Raw genomic sequence first — 15,580 nt, forward strand, 5'->3', positions numbered from 1 at the left:
GCATCCACGGCAGGGCCTGCGACACCAAGGAAAATCGCAGCAGAAAAGCGTCATATCGAAACGCATCGCACCGAAGGAGACCCTTATGCAATTCCGATTCAAGCTCATGGCCGGCGCCGTGGCGTTTGCCCTGTCCGCCTCGATGGCCATCGCGGCCGATCCGATCAAGATCGGCGTGTCCGGCCCGTTCACCGGCGGTTCTTCGTCGATGGGCGTGTCCATGCGCGACGGCGTGCGTCTGGCCGCAGCGGAAATCAACAAGTCGGGCGGCGTGCTCGGTCGTCAGATCGTGCTGGTCGAGCGTGACGAAGAGGCCAAGAACGAGCGCGGCGTGCAGGTCGCACAGGAACTGATCAACAAGGAGAAGGTGGTCGCCACCGTCGGCTACATCAACACGGGCGTCGCACTTGCCTCGCAGCGTTTCTATCAGGACGCCAAGATTCCGGTGTTCAACAACGTGGCCACGGGCACGGTCATTACCGACCAGTTCAAGCCGCCCCAGTATCCGGACAACTACGTCTTCCGCAACTCGGCCAAGGACAGCATTCAGGCGCCGATGATCGTTGAGGAAGCCATTACGCGTCGCGGCTTCAAGAAGCCGGCCATTCTTGCCGACTCGACCAACTACGGTCAGCTCGGTCGTGAGGATCTGGAAAAGGCGCTCAAGGCCAAGGGCATCACGCCTGTCGCCGTCGAGAAGTTCAACATCAAGGACGTCGACATGACGGCCCAACTGCTCAAGGCCAAACAGGCAGGCGCCGACGTGATCCTCACGTACGGCATCGGCCCGGAACTGGCGCAGATCGCCAACGGCATGGGCAAGCTCGGCTGGAAGCTGCCGATCGTGGGCAGCTGGACGCTGGCGATGGCGAACTACATCGACAACTCGGGAGCGAACGGCGAAGGCGCGCGTATGCCGCAAACGTTCATTCAGGAACCGAATACGCCCAAGCGCAAGGCCTTCATCGACGGCTACCTGGCCATGTTCAAGCCGAAGAACAACCGTATCGATTCGGCGGTTTCGGCAGCGCAGGGCTATGACTCGATCTACCTGCTGGCCGCGGCCATCAAGCAGGCCGGCAGCACGGACGGCCCGAAGGTGCGCGCCGCGCTGGAGGATCTGAAGACGCCGGTCGAAGGGGTGGTCACGACTTACGACCGACCGTTCACGCATGACGATCACGACGCCATCACGGCGAACATTCCGGTGTTCGGCGAAGTCAAGGGCGGCCGCGTCGTGTACGCGTACGACGCCGACCTGAAGGCCGGCAGCAAGGTCCGCGAGAAGGCGGGCACGGCGTCCAAGTAAGGCGTCTTTCGTCCCGGCGCTGCACATTGCAGCCATGACGGGTGAACGACAGCGCGCGTCGTCTTCGTTCCGGTGCCTCGATCAGGGGCATCGGCGCGGGGCGGACGCGCTGTCTTCACGCCACCGTTGCCCGCCGCCGGCACTCGGGACCGGCGTGCGGCACACGCATCGAATGCCTCCCGAGCACCGTTCGTAGGCTCGTAGGCTCGCACTCGCGAGAGAGGACCGCATGACCATCCTGATTCAACTCATCTACAGCGGTATCGCGCTGGGGATGATCTACGCCGTGATCGCCTTCGGTTACCAACTGACGTTTGCGACTTCCGGCACCCTGAACTTTGGCCAGGGCGAAGCGCTGATGCTCGGCGCGCTGGTCGGCCTGACGCTGGTCGACACCCTCGGTCTGAACTACTGGCTGATGATTCCCATCGTTTGTCTGTTCGGCCTCGTCCAAGGCGCGTTCGTCGAGCGCATCGGCGTGAAACCCGCACTACGCATCAAGTCGGAATTCGGCTGGATCATGTCCACCATCGCGCTGGGCATCATCTTCAAGAACGTGGCGGAAAACCTCTGGGGGCGTGACGACCTCAAATTCCCGTCGCCGCTGCCCGAAGCGCCGATCAATCTGATGGGGGCGAATGTGCTGCCCATGGAACTGCTCGTTGTCGTGGGCGCGCTGCTCATGATGGCCGCCGTCGAATTCTTCAACCGTCGCTCGATCTATGGCAAGGCCGTGGTGGCCACCGCGAACGATCGCGACGCCGCCGGGCTCATGGGCATCAACACCAGTCTGGTGATTACGTTCTCTTATGCGCTGTCGTCGATGGCGGCGGCGTTCGCAGGGGTGCTCGTGGCGCCGCTCACGCTGACCGGCGCCACGATGGGCGCGGTGCTGGGGCTCAAGGCGTTCGCTGTGGCGATCATCGGCGGTTTGTCGAGCGGCATGGGCGTACTCGTGGGCGGCGTGATCCTCGGCGTGGCCGAGACCACGACCGCGTTCTACATCTCCACCGGCTACAAAGACGTGCCGGGTCTCGTACTGCTGCTGCTCGTGCTGGCCGTGAAGCCGGCAGGCCTGTTCGGCAAGACCGCCATCAAGAAGGTGTAACCATGACCGCACAGACCTCCACTGCACGCGGGGCCGGCGATCTCGGCGGCCTGCGCACGACGACCAAACTTGCCGCGATCGTCGGCATCGTCGCGCTGTTCGGCTTCCCCATGGCCGTCAGCAATCCGTATTACATCCACATGATCGAGACGATCATGATCTACGCGATCCTGCTCTTCGGGCTGGACATCGTCGTGGGTTACACGGGGCAGGTGTCACTCGGCCATGCAGGGCTGTTCGGCATCGGCGCCTATGTCGCGGGCGTGTTTTTCGCCAAGCTCGGGCTCACGCTCTGGCTGGCGCTGCCGGCGGCGATTCTCGTCACGGCGGCGTTCGGCGCGGTGCTCGCGTTGCCCGCACTGCGCGTGATCGGGCCGTATCTGGCGATGGTGACGCTGGCGTTCGGCACCATCATCCAGATTCTCATCAACGAGATGGACTTCCTCACGTCCGGGCCGCTGGGCATCAAGCTCACGAAACCGGTCGTTGGCGGACATCCCATCGACGAGGTCGAGTACTACTGGATCGTTGCCGTGCTGCTGTTGCTGAGCATGCTCGTGGCGCACCGCATTCTGAAGTCGCACCTCGGCCGTGCATTCGAAGCGTTGCGCGATTCGCCGGTCGCCTCGGACTGTATGGGCGTGTCGGTGTATCGCTACAAGGTGTATGCGTTCGTGATCAGCGCCGGTTTCGCCGGTCTCGCAGGTAGCCTTTACGCTTATTCCGAGCAGTACATCTCGCCGAACACGTACAACTTCGAGCTCACGATTCTGTTCCTGCTGGCCGTCATCATGGGCGGTCGCAAGACGCGTAGCGGCTCGTTGCTCGGCGCGGCGATCATCGTGTTGCTGCCGCAGTTGCTCGACGACATCAATATCTTCCGTATCGTGGCCTCGCTCATCGCCGTGGTCACGACCGTTGCGGCCATCATGGGCGTGGCGCGTGCACGGACCACGCTGGCGAAGGCCGCCGTGCCGGTCATCGGTACGATCGCGCTCGCCGGTGTGACCTGGTGGCGCGAGAGCATCACGGACTGGCGTCTGACGATCTTCGGTCTGATGATTCTGTTCGTCGTGTACTACCTGCCGGACGGCATCATCGGTTTCCTGCGCTCGCGCATTCTGCATCGCCGCCGCACGCTCACCGTCTCCGCCACGCAAGTGAACGAGTCGGCCGCCGGCAGCAACGACCCGGTGCTGGCAGAAGCCGCGAACGGACCGGAAGAATTGCTCAAGGTGCGTCAGTTGCTGATGCAGTTCGACGGGCTCAAGGCGCTCAATCAGGTCGACCTCACCGTCAAGCGCGGCACCATTCACGGCCTGATCGGCCCGAACGGCTCCGGCAAGAGCACGATGATGAACGTGCTCACGGGCATCTACGTGCCCACGGCGGGCAGCATCGAATTCGCCGGCGAGTCGCTGGCCGGGCGCACGTCCGCCGACATTGCGCTGTCCGGCGTGGCGCGTACGTTCCAGAACGTGCAGCTCTTCGGCGAGATGACTGCGTTGGAAAACGTGCTCGTCGGTCTGCATCACACGTTCAATTCGACACTGGTGGACGTTTCGTTGCGCCTGCCGCGATACAAGCGCGAGGAGGACGGCGCGCGTGCGCGGGCTATGCGGCTGCTGGAGTTCGTCGGCCTGGCGTCGCTGGCGGACGAAGAAGCGCGCAACCTGCCGTACGGGAAGCAGCGTCTGCTCGAAATCGCCCGCGCACTGGCCCTCGATCCGCGTCTGCTGCTGCTCGACGAGCCGGCGGCCGGTCTGACCGCGCCCGACATTCGCGAGTTGCTCGCCATCATTCGCAAGATTCGCGATCACGGCATCACAGTGATTCTCATCGAGCACCACATGGACGTGGTGATGAGCACCTGCCAGACCGTGTCGGTACTGGACTTCGGCCAAAAGATCGCCGAAGGTCTGCCGGCGCAGATTCAGGCCGATGAAAAGGTGATCGAGGCGTATCTGGGCGGCGCGTCGACCACGCACTGACGCACACGACGAATAGACGAATAGACGGAAAAACGGAACTCCTATGCTTTCCATTCGTAATCTGCAAGCCGGCTACGGCAAGGTGCAGGTGCTGCACGGCATCGACATCGATGTGCCGGGCGGCCAGGTCGTCACCCTCATCGGCTCGAACGGTGCGGGCAAGACGACCACCATGCGCGCCGTGTCCGGCATGATCAAGCCGTCGGCGGGCGAGATCACCCTCGGCGAGAAGCGTATCGACGGGCTCGACTCTCATCGCATCGCCAAGCTGGGTTTGGCGCACTCACCGGAAGGGCGGCGCGTGTTCGCCACCATGTCGGTGACGGACAACCTTCGCCTGGGGGCGTTTCCGCGCCTGACGGGCAGTCGTCCGCGCGGCGATGTGGCCGCCGATCTGGACCGCGCAATGGACTTGTTCCCGCGTCTGAAGGAGCGGCGCAATCAATTGGCGGGCACGCTCTCGGGCGGCGAGCAGCAAATGCTGGCGATGGCGCGGGCGGTCATGCTGCGCCCGGATATCGTGCTGCTCGACGAGCCGTCGATGGGATTGGCGCCGATTCTGGTCGACGAGGTGTTTCGCATCATCAGCAATCTGAAGGCCGAAGGCGTGACGATGTTGCTGGTGGAGCAGTTCGCCGCTGCCGCTTTGGCTGTCGCCGATTACGGTTATGTGCTCGAGAACGGCAGCATTTCCGTGCACGGTCCCGCGCAAAGTCTGCGCAACGACGATAAGGTGCGCGCGGCCTATCTGGGCGGGAGTCACTGACCTCGGATTCGACACTGGCGTTTGTGCCAACAAAAAGGGCGGCCGATCGATGGTGAACTGACCCCGTAAAGTTGGACGGGAAAGTTATGTGGTTAAGGGCTGGGTTCTGTACTGCACAGGACTCAGCCCTTTTAGCTTGAGCTTGATGCGATCGTGGTTGTAATAACGGATGTACTCGGCAATCGCTCGGCGTAGTTGATCAACGCTGTCAAAGTGCGCCAGGCGAAAGCACTCGGATTTGAGCGTGCCGAAAAAGCTCTCCATGGCGGCATTATCCAGACAATTGCCTTTGCGAGACATGCTCTGTGAGATGCCCCGTGCGGCAAGCCGTTCGCGATATGCCCGCATTTGATAAGCCCAGCCCTGGTCGGAATGAAGCATTGGCGCTTGGCCCTCGGCCAAACGCACAAAGGCCTTGTCCAGCATGCCTTGGATGAGTGCAAAATCAGGCCGCTCACTGGTCTGCCAAGCCACGATCTCGCCGTTGTAGAGATCTAAAACCGGGGACAAATATAGCTTCTTACCGTCAACGTTGAATTCCGTGACATCCGTCACCCATTTCTCGTTGGGTCGTTTGGCCTCGAACTGACGAGCCAGTAGATTCGGCGCGATACGCCCGATCTCTCCCCGATAGGAGCGGTACTTCTTAGGGCGCACAAGCGACTTGAGCCGCAGTAGTGCCATCAAGCGTTGCACCGTCTTGTGATTCACGGGAGTACCGTTCTGGCGCAGCGCGGCCGTCACGCGGCGGTAGCCGTAGCGACCCTTGTGGTACGCAAAGACCTGCGCGATCTTCGCCTTGAGCTCGCTATGACGATCTCCGGCCTTAGCCACCGTCATCTGGTAATAGAACGTGCTACGCGCTAAGCCAGCAATCTTTAACAGTGCCCCGAGCGGGTGACGCTCACGCAATGTGCTCACCGCTTGCGCTTTTTCTTTGGCGCTGTCTGCTCCTTGGCCCGGAGCAGTTCGTCCAACTTTTTTAGGTACGCCACCTCCGCGCGCAGGTATTCGATTTCTTTGAGCAGGTCTTCACGCGCACGCTCGTCGCCGGGCGTCGTCGGCTGGGGTGGCTGTTTGGGTTGGGACATCTTGGGTGGCCGGCCTTTACGGCGAGGCTTGAGAGCTTCGAAACCACCCTCATGATACTGGCGCTCCCAACGGCTGACACTATTGCCTTCGCGTAAATCGAACACCGCGCATGTGCGCTGGTACGACAGCTCGTGATGCCACATGTGCTGGAGCACCGACATCTTGAACTCGGCACTATAGGTTTCGTGCTTCTTGCGAAGCCCTGCGTCGCCATGCTCACGATAAGCATTCACCCAACGCCGTAGCACCGTACAACCAACACCGTACTTCTGGCTTACATGCCGGCTGCCACGCCCACCGTCTAGATATTCGCGAACTGCACGGCGCTTGAACGCCTCGTCGTACTTCGTCATGCAAAAACCCCCAAGGGTTGGATTTATGTCCAACTCTTGGGGGTCAGTTCATGGATCGGCCGCCCTTTTTGTATGGGTTGTCAGCGATTGACGTCGACGACCACGCGACCGTGGACGTCTCCCTTGACGATGCGTTGACCGACGGCGATTGCCTCTGCCAGGCCGACGTCATGCGAAATGCCGCCGAGTTTCTGCGGCTCCAGATCGCGCGCGAGCCGCTGCCATGCCTCTTCGCGCAACTCACGCGGCGCCATCACGCTGTCGATGCCATGCAGCGTGACGCCGCGAAGAATGAAGGGCGCCATGTTCGCCGGGAAATCCATGCCCTGCGCGAGACCGCAGGCCGTGGCCACACCGCCATAACGCAATTGTGCGATGGCATTGACCAGCGTGTGAGAGCCGACGGCGTCGACCACCGCGGCCCAGCGTTCCTTCTGCAACGGCTTGCCCGGCTCGGACAAGGCACTGCGATCGATGACTTCGGCGGCCCCCAGCGCTTGCAGATAGTCTGCCTCGTGCAGTTTGCCGGTGGAGGCCACCACGCGATAGCCGAGCGAGCTGAGCAACGCAATGGCGACCGACCCGACGCCGCCGGATGCGCCCGTGACGAGCACGTCGCGATGATGGGGCACGACACCGCTGCGCTCGAGCGCCATTACGCAAAGCATGGCCGTGTAGCCGGCCGTGCCGATGATCATCGCGTCACGCGGCGTGAAGCGCTCGGGCAATCGCACGAGCCAGTCGCCACGCAGCCGGGCCTTCTGCGACAGGCATCCCCAGTGCGTTTCGCCAACGCCGTAACCGTTGAGCACGACACGATCTCCCGCGCGCCACGCCGGGTGTGACGATTCGAGCACAGTGCCCGCGCCATCGATGCCGGCGACCATCGGCCACGTCCGCACAACGGGCGCCTTGCCGGTGATGGCAAGACCGTCCTTGTAATTGACGGTGGAGTAATCGATGGCGACGAGGACGTCGCCGCTCGCGGGCAGCGCATCGTCCTGCAATTCGGTCACGGCCGCTTGCGTCGTGCCGTCGGACTGCGTCAACAAGATTGCCTTGAACATGCCTGGGTGTCTCCGATGCTAAGGGGCGGGGGACGCTGGCGATGTCGCGTTGATTCGCCGTTCGCAAGCGCGCAGGAGCGCGGCGTGTTCGCTGCGCCAAGCGCCAAGTGTGTTCGGCAGGTCACTTCGCTGCGTTGATAACGCTTGCGATCGCGTCGCGCGTCTCCTGCGTCAGGACTTCGACGAGTGTCGCTGCGGGGAGTGCCCGTGCGAGCGGCGCCGCCTGACCGGCCCATTGTGCCGCATAGCCGCTCTCCTTGTGCCCCTTGGCTGCTGCGTTGAGCGTCTTGCCGGCATCGTACGTGATCGGGTAGTCCGGAATGGCGGGGCGCCCCGGCGTCTGTTCCAGGGTCCAGAAGCGATTGACCAGCCCGCGCGCGGGGCGCCCGGAGATCGCGCGAATCAGTGCGGTGCGTGGCGGCGGTGCGCTGAGCAAGGCTTCGCGATACGCGGCGTCTGCGCCCGACTCGGGGCATGGCACGAAGGCCGTTCCCATTTGCGCGGCTTGCGCCCCGAGCGCGAGCACGGCGGCGATGCCCGCCCCGTCCATGATGCCGCCGGCAGCGATCACGGGCAGCGAGGTACGCGCCGTCAGTCGCCGCACCAGGGCAAAGGTGCCGAGTTGTTCGTCTTCGCTCGGCTGACGATCGCCTTCGTCGTTGAAACGTCCGCGATGACCGCCGGCCTCGTAGCCCTGTGCGACGATGGCGTCGATGCCCGCCGCTTCGATGGCGTCGGCCTCCGCCTCGTTCGTGGCCGACGCGAAGATCACAATGCCTGCGGCTTTCAGCGCATCGATCCATGCCTGGCGAGGCAAGCCGAAATGGAAGCTGACGACGGCCGGGCGCTCCTCGAGAAACATCTCGTACATCGCCACGTCCTCGACGAAGCTCAGATAAATCTCGCGCAAGGTCGCGGGCGGCGTTGCCCCGTAGCGTGCGAATTCAGGCGCAAGATAGTCGAGCCATGCGGCTTCCCGGGTGACATCGGCGCGGGCCGGCACGTGGGTGAAGACATTAACGTTGAACGGGCGGTCGGTCAGCGCGCGTGTCTGGCGGATGACCTCGCGGGCCGCGCTCGCGTCCATGTTGCCGACGGCGAGCGAGCCCAACGCGCCTGCGTTGGACACGGCGGCGACGAGTGCCGGGGTCGATGCCACAGCCATCGGCGCCTGAATGATCGGCGTGGACATGCCGAGGCGCTGGGTGATTCGAGGGATGCGTGGCGACGCGTGGGCGCGGCCGGTCTTAGGCGCAGTCGTATTGGCGGTCATGGATTCCCCGCTCAGAAGGCGACGGTCAGTTCGCGTAGCGAGTCGAGCGTCTGACGCAACTCCGCACGTAACACGTCGATCAGTTCGGCCGCCGGCATCGCCCGCGCGAGTGGCGCGGCCTGACCTGCCCATTGCGCGGCGTAGTCGCTGTTGCCCTTGGCCTTGGCGGCAGCGTGGATCGCTTTGCCGGCGTCATAGGTCACGGGATACGCGGGCAGGTCGGGACGCCCGGCCGTTTGTTCGATGGCATAAAGCCGGTTGACGAAGCCGCGAGCGGGGCGGCCCGAGATGGCGCGGATGAGCGCTGTGCGCGGTGGATTCGGACGCGTGAGACGTTCGCGGTACGCGGCGTCGGCCGCCGATTCCGGGCAAGCGACGAACGCCGTTCCCAATTGTGCGGCCTGCGCGCCCAGCGCGAGCGCGGCGGCAATGCCCGCGCCGTCCATGATGCCGCCCGCCGCAATGACGGGCACCGACGTATGCGTGACGATCAGACGCACGAGGGCGAGCGTGCCGAGTTGTTCGTCGTCGGTAGGAACGCGGTCGCCAAGGTCCTCGAAGCGTCCGCGATGGCCGCCGGCCTCAAAGCCCTGAGCGACGATGGCATCGATGCCCGCCGCCTGAACGGCCCTGGCCTCCGCGAGATTCGTTGCCGTCGCGAAGAGCGTGATGCCTGCGGCGTGAAGTGCGTCGATTTTTTCCTGCGAAGGCAATCCGAAATGGAAGCTCACGACAGCCGGACGTTCTTCCAGCAGCATCTCGTACATGGCGTCGTCTGCGACAAAGCTCTTGTAGATTTCGCTGAGCGCGGCGGGCGGCGTCGCCTCGAAGCGGGCAAATTCCGGGGCGAGATAGGCAAGCCATGCGGCGTCGCGCGCAGGATCGAGTTTGGCTGGCGCGTGGCAGAAGACGTTCACGTTGAACGGTTTGCGCGTGAGCGCGCGCGTGTCATGGATGGCTTTGCGTGCCGCGTCCGGACCGGCGGCCGCCACGCCGATCGAGCCGAGGCCGCCTGCGTTGGAGACGGCGGCAGCCAGCGCCGGTGTGGAGGTGCCCGCCATCGGGGCCTGAATGATGGGGGTCTGCAATCCCAAACGTTCGACGAGGGCGCGATTGCGGGACTGGGAGGCGTTGGAGCTAAGCATGACGATCTGCACCTGAGAGTGTTCAAAGGGGGGAACCGCGGCAGTCATTGCAGGCGAAATGTCCAATAGGTCCACTATGGCATACGCCCGGCGCGATAAAAGATACCACTTAAATGCATCTTTATGTTGGCCAGGACGAGGTGTCGTTGACGATCGAAGGGGTATCGCGTCGGGGAGGCAGGACATGCTTCGCGTTGTTTTCGTCTTCCGGATCAGGTGTTCGCTTCGTCCTGCGCATTGGGTTCATGGGCGATGTCGGGCGCATCCGTTCCCATCAGATCGGCTGCCCGTGAGCGTTGCATGTCGGCGCGACGGAAATAGCCAACGACCGTGGCGACGCTGGTGTGGCCGGTCATCGTCATCGTCTCGGCCAGCGGCACCTGCTGAAGTGCCGCTTCGGTCACGAAGCCCGCGCGCAACGAATGCGCTGAGAAGTCACCCTCCAGGCCGGCGAGGGCGCAGCGCTCGCGCACGATGTCGCGAACGGCGGCTTCGGAGAGCGCTTCGCCGACATGCCCACCGCGCCGCACGCGACGGAAAATCGGGCCGCTTTCGATGCCGGACGCACTTAACCAATCCGTCAGCGCGGCAGCGGCGGCGCCGGTGACGGGCTTCTCGTTCTCCGGCAGATCCACGCCCTGCTGATTCGTTTTGGACCACGAGAGCGTGTAGAGGTAATGCGCTGGCCCACAGCGTCGGACGTTCTCGCACGTCGCGCGCACGACTTCGGAGCGCCGGCGTCCTCCGCTTGCCCATGCAAACAGCAGCAGTGCGCGGTCGCGCTTGCCACGCAGCGAGTCGTCGCAAGTGGCGAGCAGCGCGCGCAAGGGGTCACGTGTCAGGGCGTCCTTGCGCGTCGTGCGAACGCCGCGCTTCGCATAGGCGCGGCGCGTTTTGGCGAGCAGTTCACGTACGGCGGGCTCCGCGCACGGGTTGGGCAGGTCGCGCGACGTATGCCATTTGGCGATGACGCTGATCCGATGCAGCAGTGTCGCCAGCGCAGGCGGCCCGGGTCGCGCCTTGAGCCCTTGCGCGACCAGTGCGCCGTCGAGCGCATCGGGCATCTCCGTCGTCAGGCCGTGATGGCTCTGGCGTTGCGCATGATCGACGACGAACTGGACGACCACGGCGGGCGGCAACGGCGCGACGAGCGCCTCGCCGTACCGCAGACGGTACCACCCCATCCAGTAACGCATTGCCGATTGATAGCTGCGACGCGTGTTCGCCGAATCGCCTTCACGGGCTAGGGCCTGCGCCGCTTCGCGCGCATCGGCGTCGAGGACTGCGGGGTTGAGCGGCGCAGGCAGGCCGGCAGCGGGCGATTTTTCGGTGAGGTTGCGGTCGTCCGATTTGCGCGACGGTGTGTCGGGGGTGCTAATTTTTCTTCTGAACATATGATTTCATATGTATGATGTGTGATATATAACGCATTCGAGAAATAACTCTCGATAATATTCCATTATCGTGGGTTATTTGGCAATGCTGCCGAATTCAAGGAGTGCTTCCGATGACCGCGTCCCAAACACCGACATCCGCCTCTCTCACGCCGTCGCCAAGGCAAGGCGGCCGAGGTATTTCCGAGCATGACGTCTGGACGGCGGCGGATGCGCTGCTGATGGCAGGACAGCGTCCGACGATCGAGCGCATCCGTCAGCAGTTGGGTCGAGGCTCGCCGAATACCGTGAGCCCGTATCTGGACGCCTGGTTCGCCGGACTCGGCGCACGTTTGCAACGGGGGGGCGACAGGATGGCCGGTGTGCCCGAAGGCGTCGAGATGCCGGAATCGTTGGCGCGCGCTGCGATGAACTTGTGGACGCTGGCGTTGGAGGAGGGGCGTGCAGCGTTGGTGGAGGAGGCGGCGGTCCGACGCGCAGTGCTCGACGCGCGCGAGGCGGAATTGAATGCGGATCGTGAGGCGCTGGCACAGGCGCGCGCCGTCCTTCATGAGCGAATTGCGTCGGCGGAGACGGCCGCGGCCGATGCGCGACAAGGGCGGGACGAAGCGCAGGCGCAGGCGCGCCGCGCCGAGGCCTTGCTGATCGACGCGCAGGCCGATGCCGTCGCTTCACGTCAAGCGCTGTCCGCCGCCCGCGACGCCATGCAGGCGCTGCAGGAAGAGCACGCGACGCATCGCGCCGGTTGGGATGCGGAGCGCGCCAAAATCGCCGAACGCGCCGATGCGAGCGAGCGTCGTCTGATGCTTGAGCTGGACGCCGCCCGCGAGTCGATCAAGTCGCTGCAACAAGAGCGCAAGCAGATGCAGCGTCAGGCGCAGGAAACCGAAGCCGCGCTTGCCGCGATGACCGAAGCGCAACAGGAAATGCGCGCGGCCAAGGCGTTGCAAGACGGCGTCGTTGCGCGCTTGCGTGAGCAGGTCAGCATGCAGGAGGCGTTGACGGCAACCTATCAGACGATGCTGGCGACGTTGCCGACGGCGGTTGCCGGTGTCGGCGGCGCGGGCAGCGCCGCGCGAGGCGCCGGACCGGGGGCGAGGCGTCGCGCGAGCAGTGCCGCAACGCCGTCAACGTCGGTCTTGCGACGCCTGCGCCGTCCGTAGGTCCGCCGCCTGATTCACGTCGGACGTCCAGCCACCGCCCAGCGCGCGGAACGTCGCGACAGCGGCGCGTGCATTGTCGGTCTGCGCCCGGGCGTCGGCGTCGCGCAGCGTCAGCAATTGCCGGTCGGCGTCGAGCACTTCGTACAAGCTGACGGCGCCGCCGGTATAGGCGTCCTGTGCGCTGTCGCGGGCCCGCGTCTGGGCATCCACCGCGCCCGTCAGATCCTTGCGCTGCTGCTCCAGTTCGACGAGTGTGACGATGGCGTTTTCCACATCCTCGGTGGCGTGCAGCATTGCAAGCCGATACTCTGCCAGCGCCTGTGCATTCGCCCCGCGCGCCTGTGCCACCTCTGCGTCGATACGTCCGAAATCGAACAATCGCCAGCGAAGACCGAGTGCGGCCAGAGGCTGGAATGTGGCGGCACTGGGTACACGTCCGCCGGCCAGCGTATCGAATCCGAGTGCGCCGGACAGGGAAAGCTTGGGGTAATACTCGGCAAGCGATGCGCCGATGCGCTCGTTCGAGGCCGCAAGCCTGCGCTCCGCCGCGATGACGTCCGGTCGGCGGCGCAGCAGGTCGGCGGGGGCGCTGGCGTCGCCAATTGCGGGGATCGTCAACGCACGCGCTTTCGTGTCGTCGGCCTGCGTGGCTGCATTCATGCGGCGTGCGTAAGTGCCTGGCGCGGCGCCCATCAGGACATCGAGTCGATTCAGTTGTGTCTCGCGCTCGATGCGCAGCGGCGGCAGTGTCGTGCGCGCCTGTGCCAGCAGCGCCTCGGATTGCGCCAACTCGCGCGCTGTCGCCAGGCCGTCCTTCAGCCGCAACCTCACGATCTCCATGAGACGCGTGTCCGTATCGATCTGATCCTGCGCAATCGCCAGGCGCCGCTGCGCCGCCCGAACCCGGAAATAGGCGTCTGCCGCTTCGGCCACGATGCTCACCCGAACGCCGTCACGCTCCGCCTGCGCCGCCTGTTCGAGCGCGCTTGCCGCCTGCGCCGAGCGTTGCAATCCGCCGAACAGATCCAGTTCCCAGCTTGCGCCCGCCCCGACGTCGTACACCGTCATGTTGCGGTTGTAGCCGGGGACGGTGCGCGCCACGACCCCCAGCGGACTGTCCAGCGACTGATGTTCGCGCGTGACGCTGCCATCGAGCGTCAATGACGGCAGCCGTCGTGCGCCAGCCGCCTGGGCTTGCGCCCGCGCCTGCGCCACACGTGCCATCGCCGCCTGCAAATCCAGATTTTGCGCCAATGCCTGCTCGACGATGCCGGTGAGCACGGGGTCGTGAAAACGCGTCCACCAGGTGTCGAGCGAGAGGGGCGTGTCTGCGCCTGCGTGAGTCGCATCGCGCTGCGCCAGCAACGCGCTGCCTTCGAAGTGCGGCGGCAGGTTCGCGCCCGGGGCGACGTAGTCGGGGCCGACCGCGCAGCCGGTCAAAGCGCTGACGCACAACGCCAGGGCGGCGTTGCGCAGGCTAGCGAGCGGTGTCAGGCGCAATGTCGACAAAGGCATCGGCAAGGAGGTTGGCAAAACCGGCGGCGAAGTGGGGGTCATGGAATTTAACGAGTTACTTGCAAGATGATAGTTGCAACTCTATACTCACTTCCATTATGAAAGCAACCCCGGGTTGCGTGTCGTATGGACACCACCGGATATTCCCTCCAGAGCGAAGAAGGACCCACCCATGACATCCCCCAGCACGCCGACCCACAGCGACAGCCCGACGGGCGGCCATCCCCTTGAGCGATCGTTTCCGCGCGGTCTTGTCGTGCGCAGTGCCGTGGTCGTGGCAGCGATTGCCGCAGTGGCGTACGGGACCTACTGGTGGACAACTGCGCGGTATTTCGAGACGACGGACGACGCTTATGTCGGTGGCGACGTTACCGTCCTTGGACCGAAAGTCCCGGGATATATCGCCGAAGTGCTGGTGACGGATAACCAGGCGGTGCGCGCGGGCGACGTGCTCGTGCGCCTGGACGATCGCGATTACCGGGCCGCGCTGGCAAAGGCGGAAGGGGCGGTTGCCGCCCAACAGGCGTTGTTGGCCAATCTCGACGCGACCGCCAGATTGCAGACGGCCGTGATTGCGCAGGCGCGAGCGAGTGTCGTGGCGGTGGCGGCGGACGCGCGCCGCGCACACGACGACCAGGTGCGCTATCAGGATCTGGTCGCCAAGTCGGCGGTATCGGTGCAAAGCGCACAGAAGGCGGACGCGGACTACAAGCAGATCAGCGCGAATCGCGAGCGGGCCGAGGCCGGCGCGGTGGCCGCCGAGCGTCAGCTCGATGTCATCGCGACGCAAAAACAGCAGGCGCAGGCGGCGCTGGCGCAGGCGGTGGCCGAACGCGACATCGCCCGGCTCAACCTGGAGTACACCGTGCTGCGCGCACCGGTCGATGGCACGGTCGGTAATCGTCGCGCGCGCACCGGCGCCTATGCGCAAGCGGGCACGCAACTGCTTGCGATCGTGCCGGCGCATGGCTTGTGGGTCGACGCGAATTTCAAGGAAGGACAGGTCGCGCATCTGCGTCCGGGCATGCCGGTGAAGATCGAGGCCGACGTGCTGCCCGGGCGTGTGTTCCACGGTCGTGTCGCCAGCCTGGCGCCGGCGACCGGCGCGCAGTTCAGCGTGCTCCCGCCGGAGAACGCGACGGGTAACTTCACCAAGATCGTGCAGCGCGTTCCGGTACGTGTGCAACTCGACGACGTCGATGCGCGCCTGGGGACGTTGCGCCCGGGCCTCTCGGTGACCGCGGAAGTGGACTCGCGTGGTGAGCGCCATGGCGACAAGGCGCTCGCGCCGGCCGCCGCGAAGGTGGCGGCAAGATGAGCGCCGCGCAAGCCGGGGCGGTGTCGCCGCTTCCCGCAGGCGTGAGCGATGCCGCCAAGCCCGCGCATTCCGCGAACGATGAGCGC

Annotated in this window: 12 protein-coding genes; 6 read left to right on the forward strand and 6 right to left on the reverse strand. The window is 64.7% G+C overall.

All coding sequences use genetic code 11. The annotated features are described in order from the left end of the window. The first annotated feature begins 85 nt into the window (after positions 1–85). From UC34_RS11690 to UC34_RS11705, 4 genes are all read left to right on the forward strand, one after another. On the forward strand, positions 86–1,309 hold the full coding sequence (locus UC34_RS11690; RefSeq protein ID WP_044455693.1) for an ABC transporter substrate-binding protein: 1,224 nt from the start codon (positions 86–88) through the stop codon (positions 1,307–1,309). Between the two features lie 229 nt (positions 1,310–1,538). Further along, a complete protein-coding gene (locus tag UC34_RS11695; RefSeq protein WP_044455695.1) occupies positions 1,539–2,417 on the forward strand; it encodes a branched-chain amino acid ABC transporter permease in 879 nt (292 codons plus the stop codon). Between the two features lie 110 nt (positions 2,418–2,527). Continuing rightward, a complete protein-coding gene (locus tag UC34_RS11700; protein ID WP_044458044.1) occupies positions 2,528–4,408 on the forward strand; it encodes a branched-chain amino acid ABC transporter ATP-binding protein/permease in 1,881 nt (626 codons plus the stop codon). A 43-nt stretch (positions 4,409–4,451) separates the two neighbouring features. Next, positions 4,452–5,174 carry an ABC transporter ATP-binding protein gene (locus UC34_RS11705; protein WP_044455696.1) on the forward strand — a complete coding sequence of 241 codons (723 nt, stop codon included), beginning with the start codon at positions 4,452–4,454 and terminating at the stop codon, positions 5,172–5,174. Between the two features lie 84 nt (positions 5,175–5,258). Here the strand turns inward: UC34_RS11705 and UC34_RS25380 are convergent. The 5 genes from UC34_RS25380 to UC34_RS11735 all read right to left on the reverse strand — a co-directional run bounded on the left by UC34_RS25380 (position 5,259) and on the right by UC34_RS11735 (position 11,498). Next, positions 5,259–6,619 (reverse strand): IS3 family transposase gene (locus UC34_RS25380; protein WP_418303908.1). Its coding sequence is split into 2 segments (ribosomal slippage): positions 5,259–6,145 and positions 6,145–6,619, totalling 1,362 coding nucleotides; the frame shifts between segments, so codons are not numbered across the junction. A gap of 80 nt (positions 6,620–6,699) precedes the next feature. Next, positions 6,700–7,686, reverse strand: a complete 987-nt coding sequence (gene acuI / locus UC34_RS11720; protein ID WP_044455699.1) for an acrylyl-CoA reductase (NADPH) — start codon at positions 7,684–7,686, stop codon at positions 6,700–6,702. 121 nt (positions 7,687–7,807) lie between these two features. Then, entirely contained in the window at positions 7,808–8,878 is a 1,071-nt protein-coding gene (locus UC34_RS11725; RefSeq protein ID WP_044455700.1) for an NAD(P)H-dependent flavin oxidoreductase, read from the reverse strand. Positions 8,879–8,970: 92 nt separating this feature from the next. Further along, entirely contained in the window at positions 8,971–10,104 is a 1,134-nt protein-coding gene (locus tag UC34_RS11730; RefSeq protein WP_044458045.1) for an NAD(P)H-dependent flavin oxidoreductase, read from the reverse strand. Between the two features lie 212 nt (positions 10,105–10,316). Further along, the gene (locus tag UC34_RS11735; RefSeq protein ID WP_084070564.1) at positions 10,317–11,498 is read right to left on the reverse strand and encodes a site-specific integrase; all 1,182 of its coding nucleotides are present in this window, start codon (positions 11,496–11,498) and stop codon (positions 10,317–10,319) included. Between the two features lie 113 nt (positions 11,499–11,611). Here UC34_RS11735 and UC34_RS11740 point away from each other — a divergent pair, with 113 nt between their 5' ends. Continuing rightward, a complete protein-coding gene (locus UC34_RS11740; RefSeq protein ID WP_052810999.1) occupies positions 11,612–12,661 on the forward strand; it encodes a DNA-binding protein in 1,050 nt (349 codons plus the stop codon). Here UC34_RS11740 and UC34_RS11745 read toward each other — a convergent pair. After that, positions 12,626–14,176, reverse strand: coding sequence for an efflux transporter outer membrane subunit (locus UC34_RS11745; RefSeq protein WP_044455701.1), 1,551 nt, complete (start codon positions 14,174–14,176; stop codon positions 12,626–12,628). The genes UC34_RS11740 and UC34_RS11745 overlap by 36 nt on opposite strands. A gap of 172 nt (positions 14,177–14,348) precedes the next feature. Between UC34_RS11745 and UC34_RS11750 the strand changes: the two genes are divergently transcribed. Then, positions 14,349–15,494: an HlyD family secretion protein gene (locus UC34_RS11750; protein ID WP_044455702.1), complete on the forward strand. Its 1,146-nt coding sequence runs from the start codon at positions 14,349–14,351 to the stop codon at positions 15,492–15,494. The last annotated feature ends 86 nt before the right edge of the window (positions 15,495–15,580 follow it).

Source organism: Pandoraea vervacti, from assembly GCF_000934605.2.
Lineage (GTDB): Bacteria > Pseudomonadota > Gammaproteobacteria > Burkholderiales > Burkholderiaceae > Pandoraea > Pandoraea vervacti.

Excerpts from the sequence above, each read along its gene's own strand:
- UC34_RS11705 (WP_044455696.1), top strand. The coding sequence starts at position 4,452 with ATGCTTTCCATTCGTAATCTGCAAGCCGGCTACGGCAAGGTGCAGGTG.
- UC34_RS11725 (WP_044455700.1), bottom strand. The coding sequence starts at position 8,878 with ATGTCCACGCCGATCATTCAGGCGCCGATGGCTGTGGCATCGACCCCG.
- UC34_RS11740 (WP_052810999.1), top strand. The coding sequence starts at position 11,612 with ATGACCGCGTCCCAAACACCGACATCCGCCTCTCTCACGCCGTCGCCA.
- UC34_RS11750 (WP_044455702.1), top strand. The coding sequence starts at position 14,349 with ATGACATCCCCCAGCACGCCGACCCACAGCGACAGCCCGACGGGCGGC.
- UC34_RS11735 (WP_084070564.1), bottom strand. The coding sequence starts at position 11,498 with ATGTTCAGAAGAAAAATTAGCACCCCCGACACACCGTCGCGCAAATCG.
- UC34_RS11700 (WP_044458044.1), top strand. The coding sequence starts at position 2,528 with ATGGCCGTCAGCAATCCGTATTACATCCACATGATCGAGACGATCATG.
- UC34_RS11695 (WP_044455695.1), top strand. The coding sequence starts at position 1,539 with ATGACCATCCTGATTCAACTCATCTACAGCGGTATCGCGCTGGGGATG.
- UC34_RS11745 (WP_044455701.1), bottom strand. The coding sequence starts at position 14,176 with ATGCCTTTGTCGACATTGCGCCTGACACCGCTCGCTAGCCTGCGCAAC.
- acuI (WP_044455699.1), bottom strand. The coding sequence starts at position 7,686 with ATGTTCAAGGCAATCTTGTTGACGCAGTCCGACGGCACGACGCAAGCG.
- UC34_RS11690 (WP_044455693.1), top strand. The coding sequence starts at position 86 with ATGCAATTCCGATTCAAGCTCATGGCCGGCGCCGTGGCGTTTGCCCTG.
- UC34_RS11730 (WP_044458045.1), bottom strand. The coding sequence starts at position 10,104 with ATGCTTAGCTCCAACGCCTCCCAGTCCCGCAATCGCGCCCTCGTCGAA.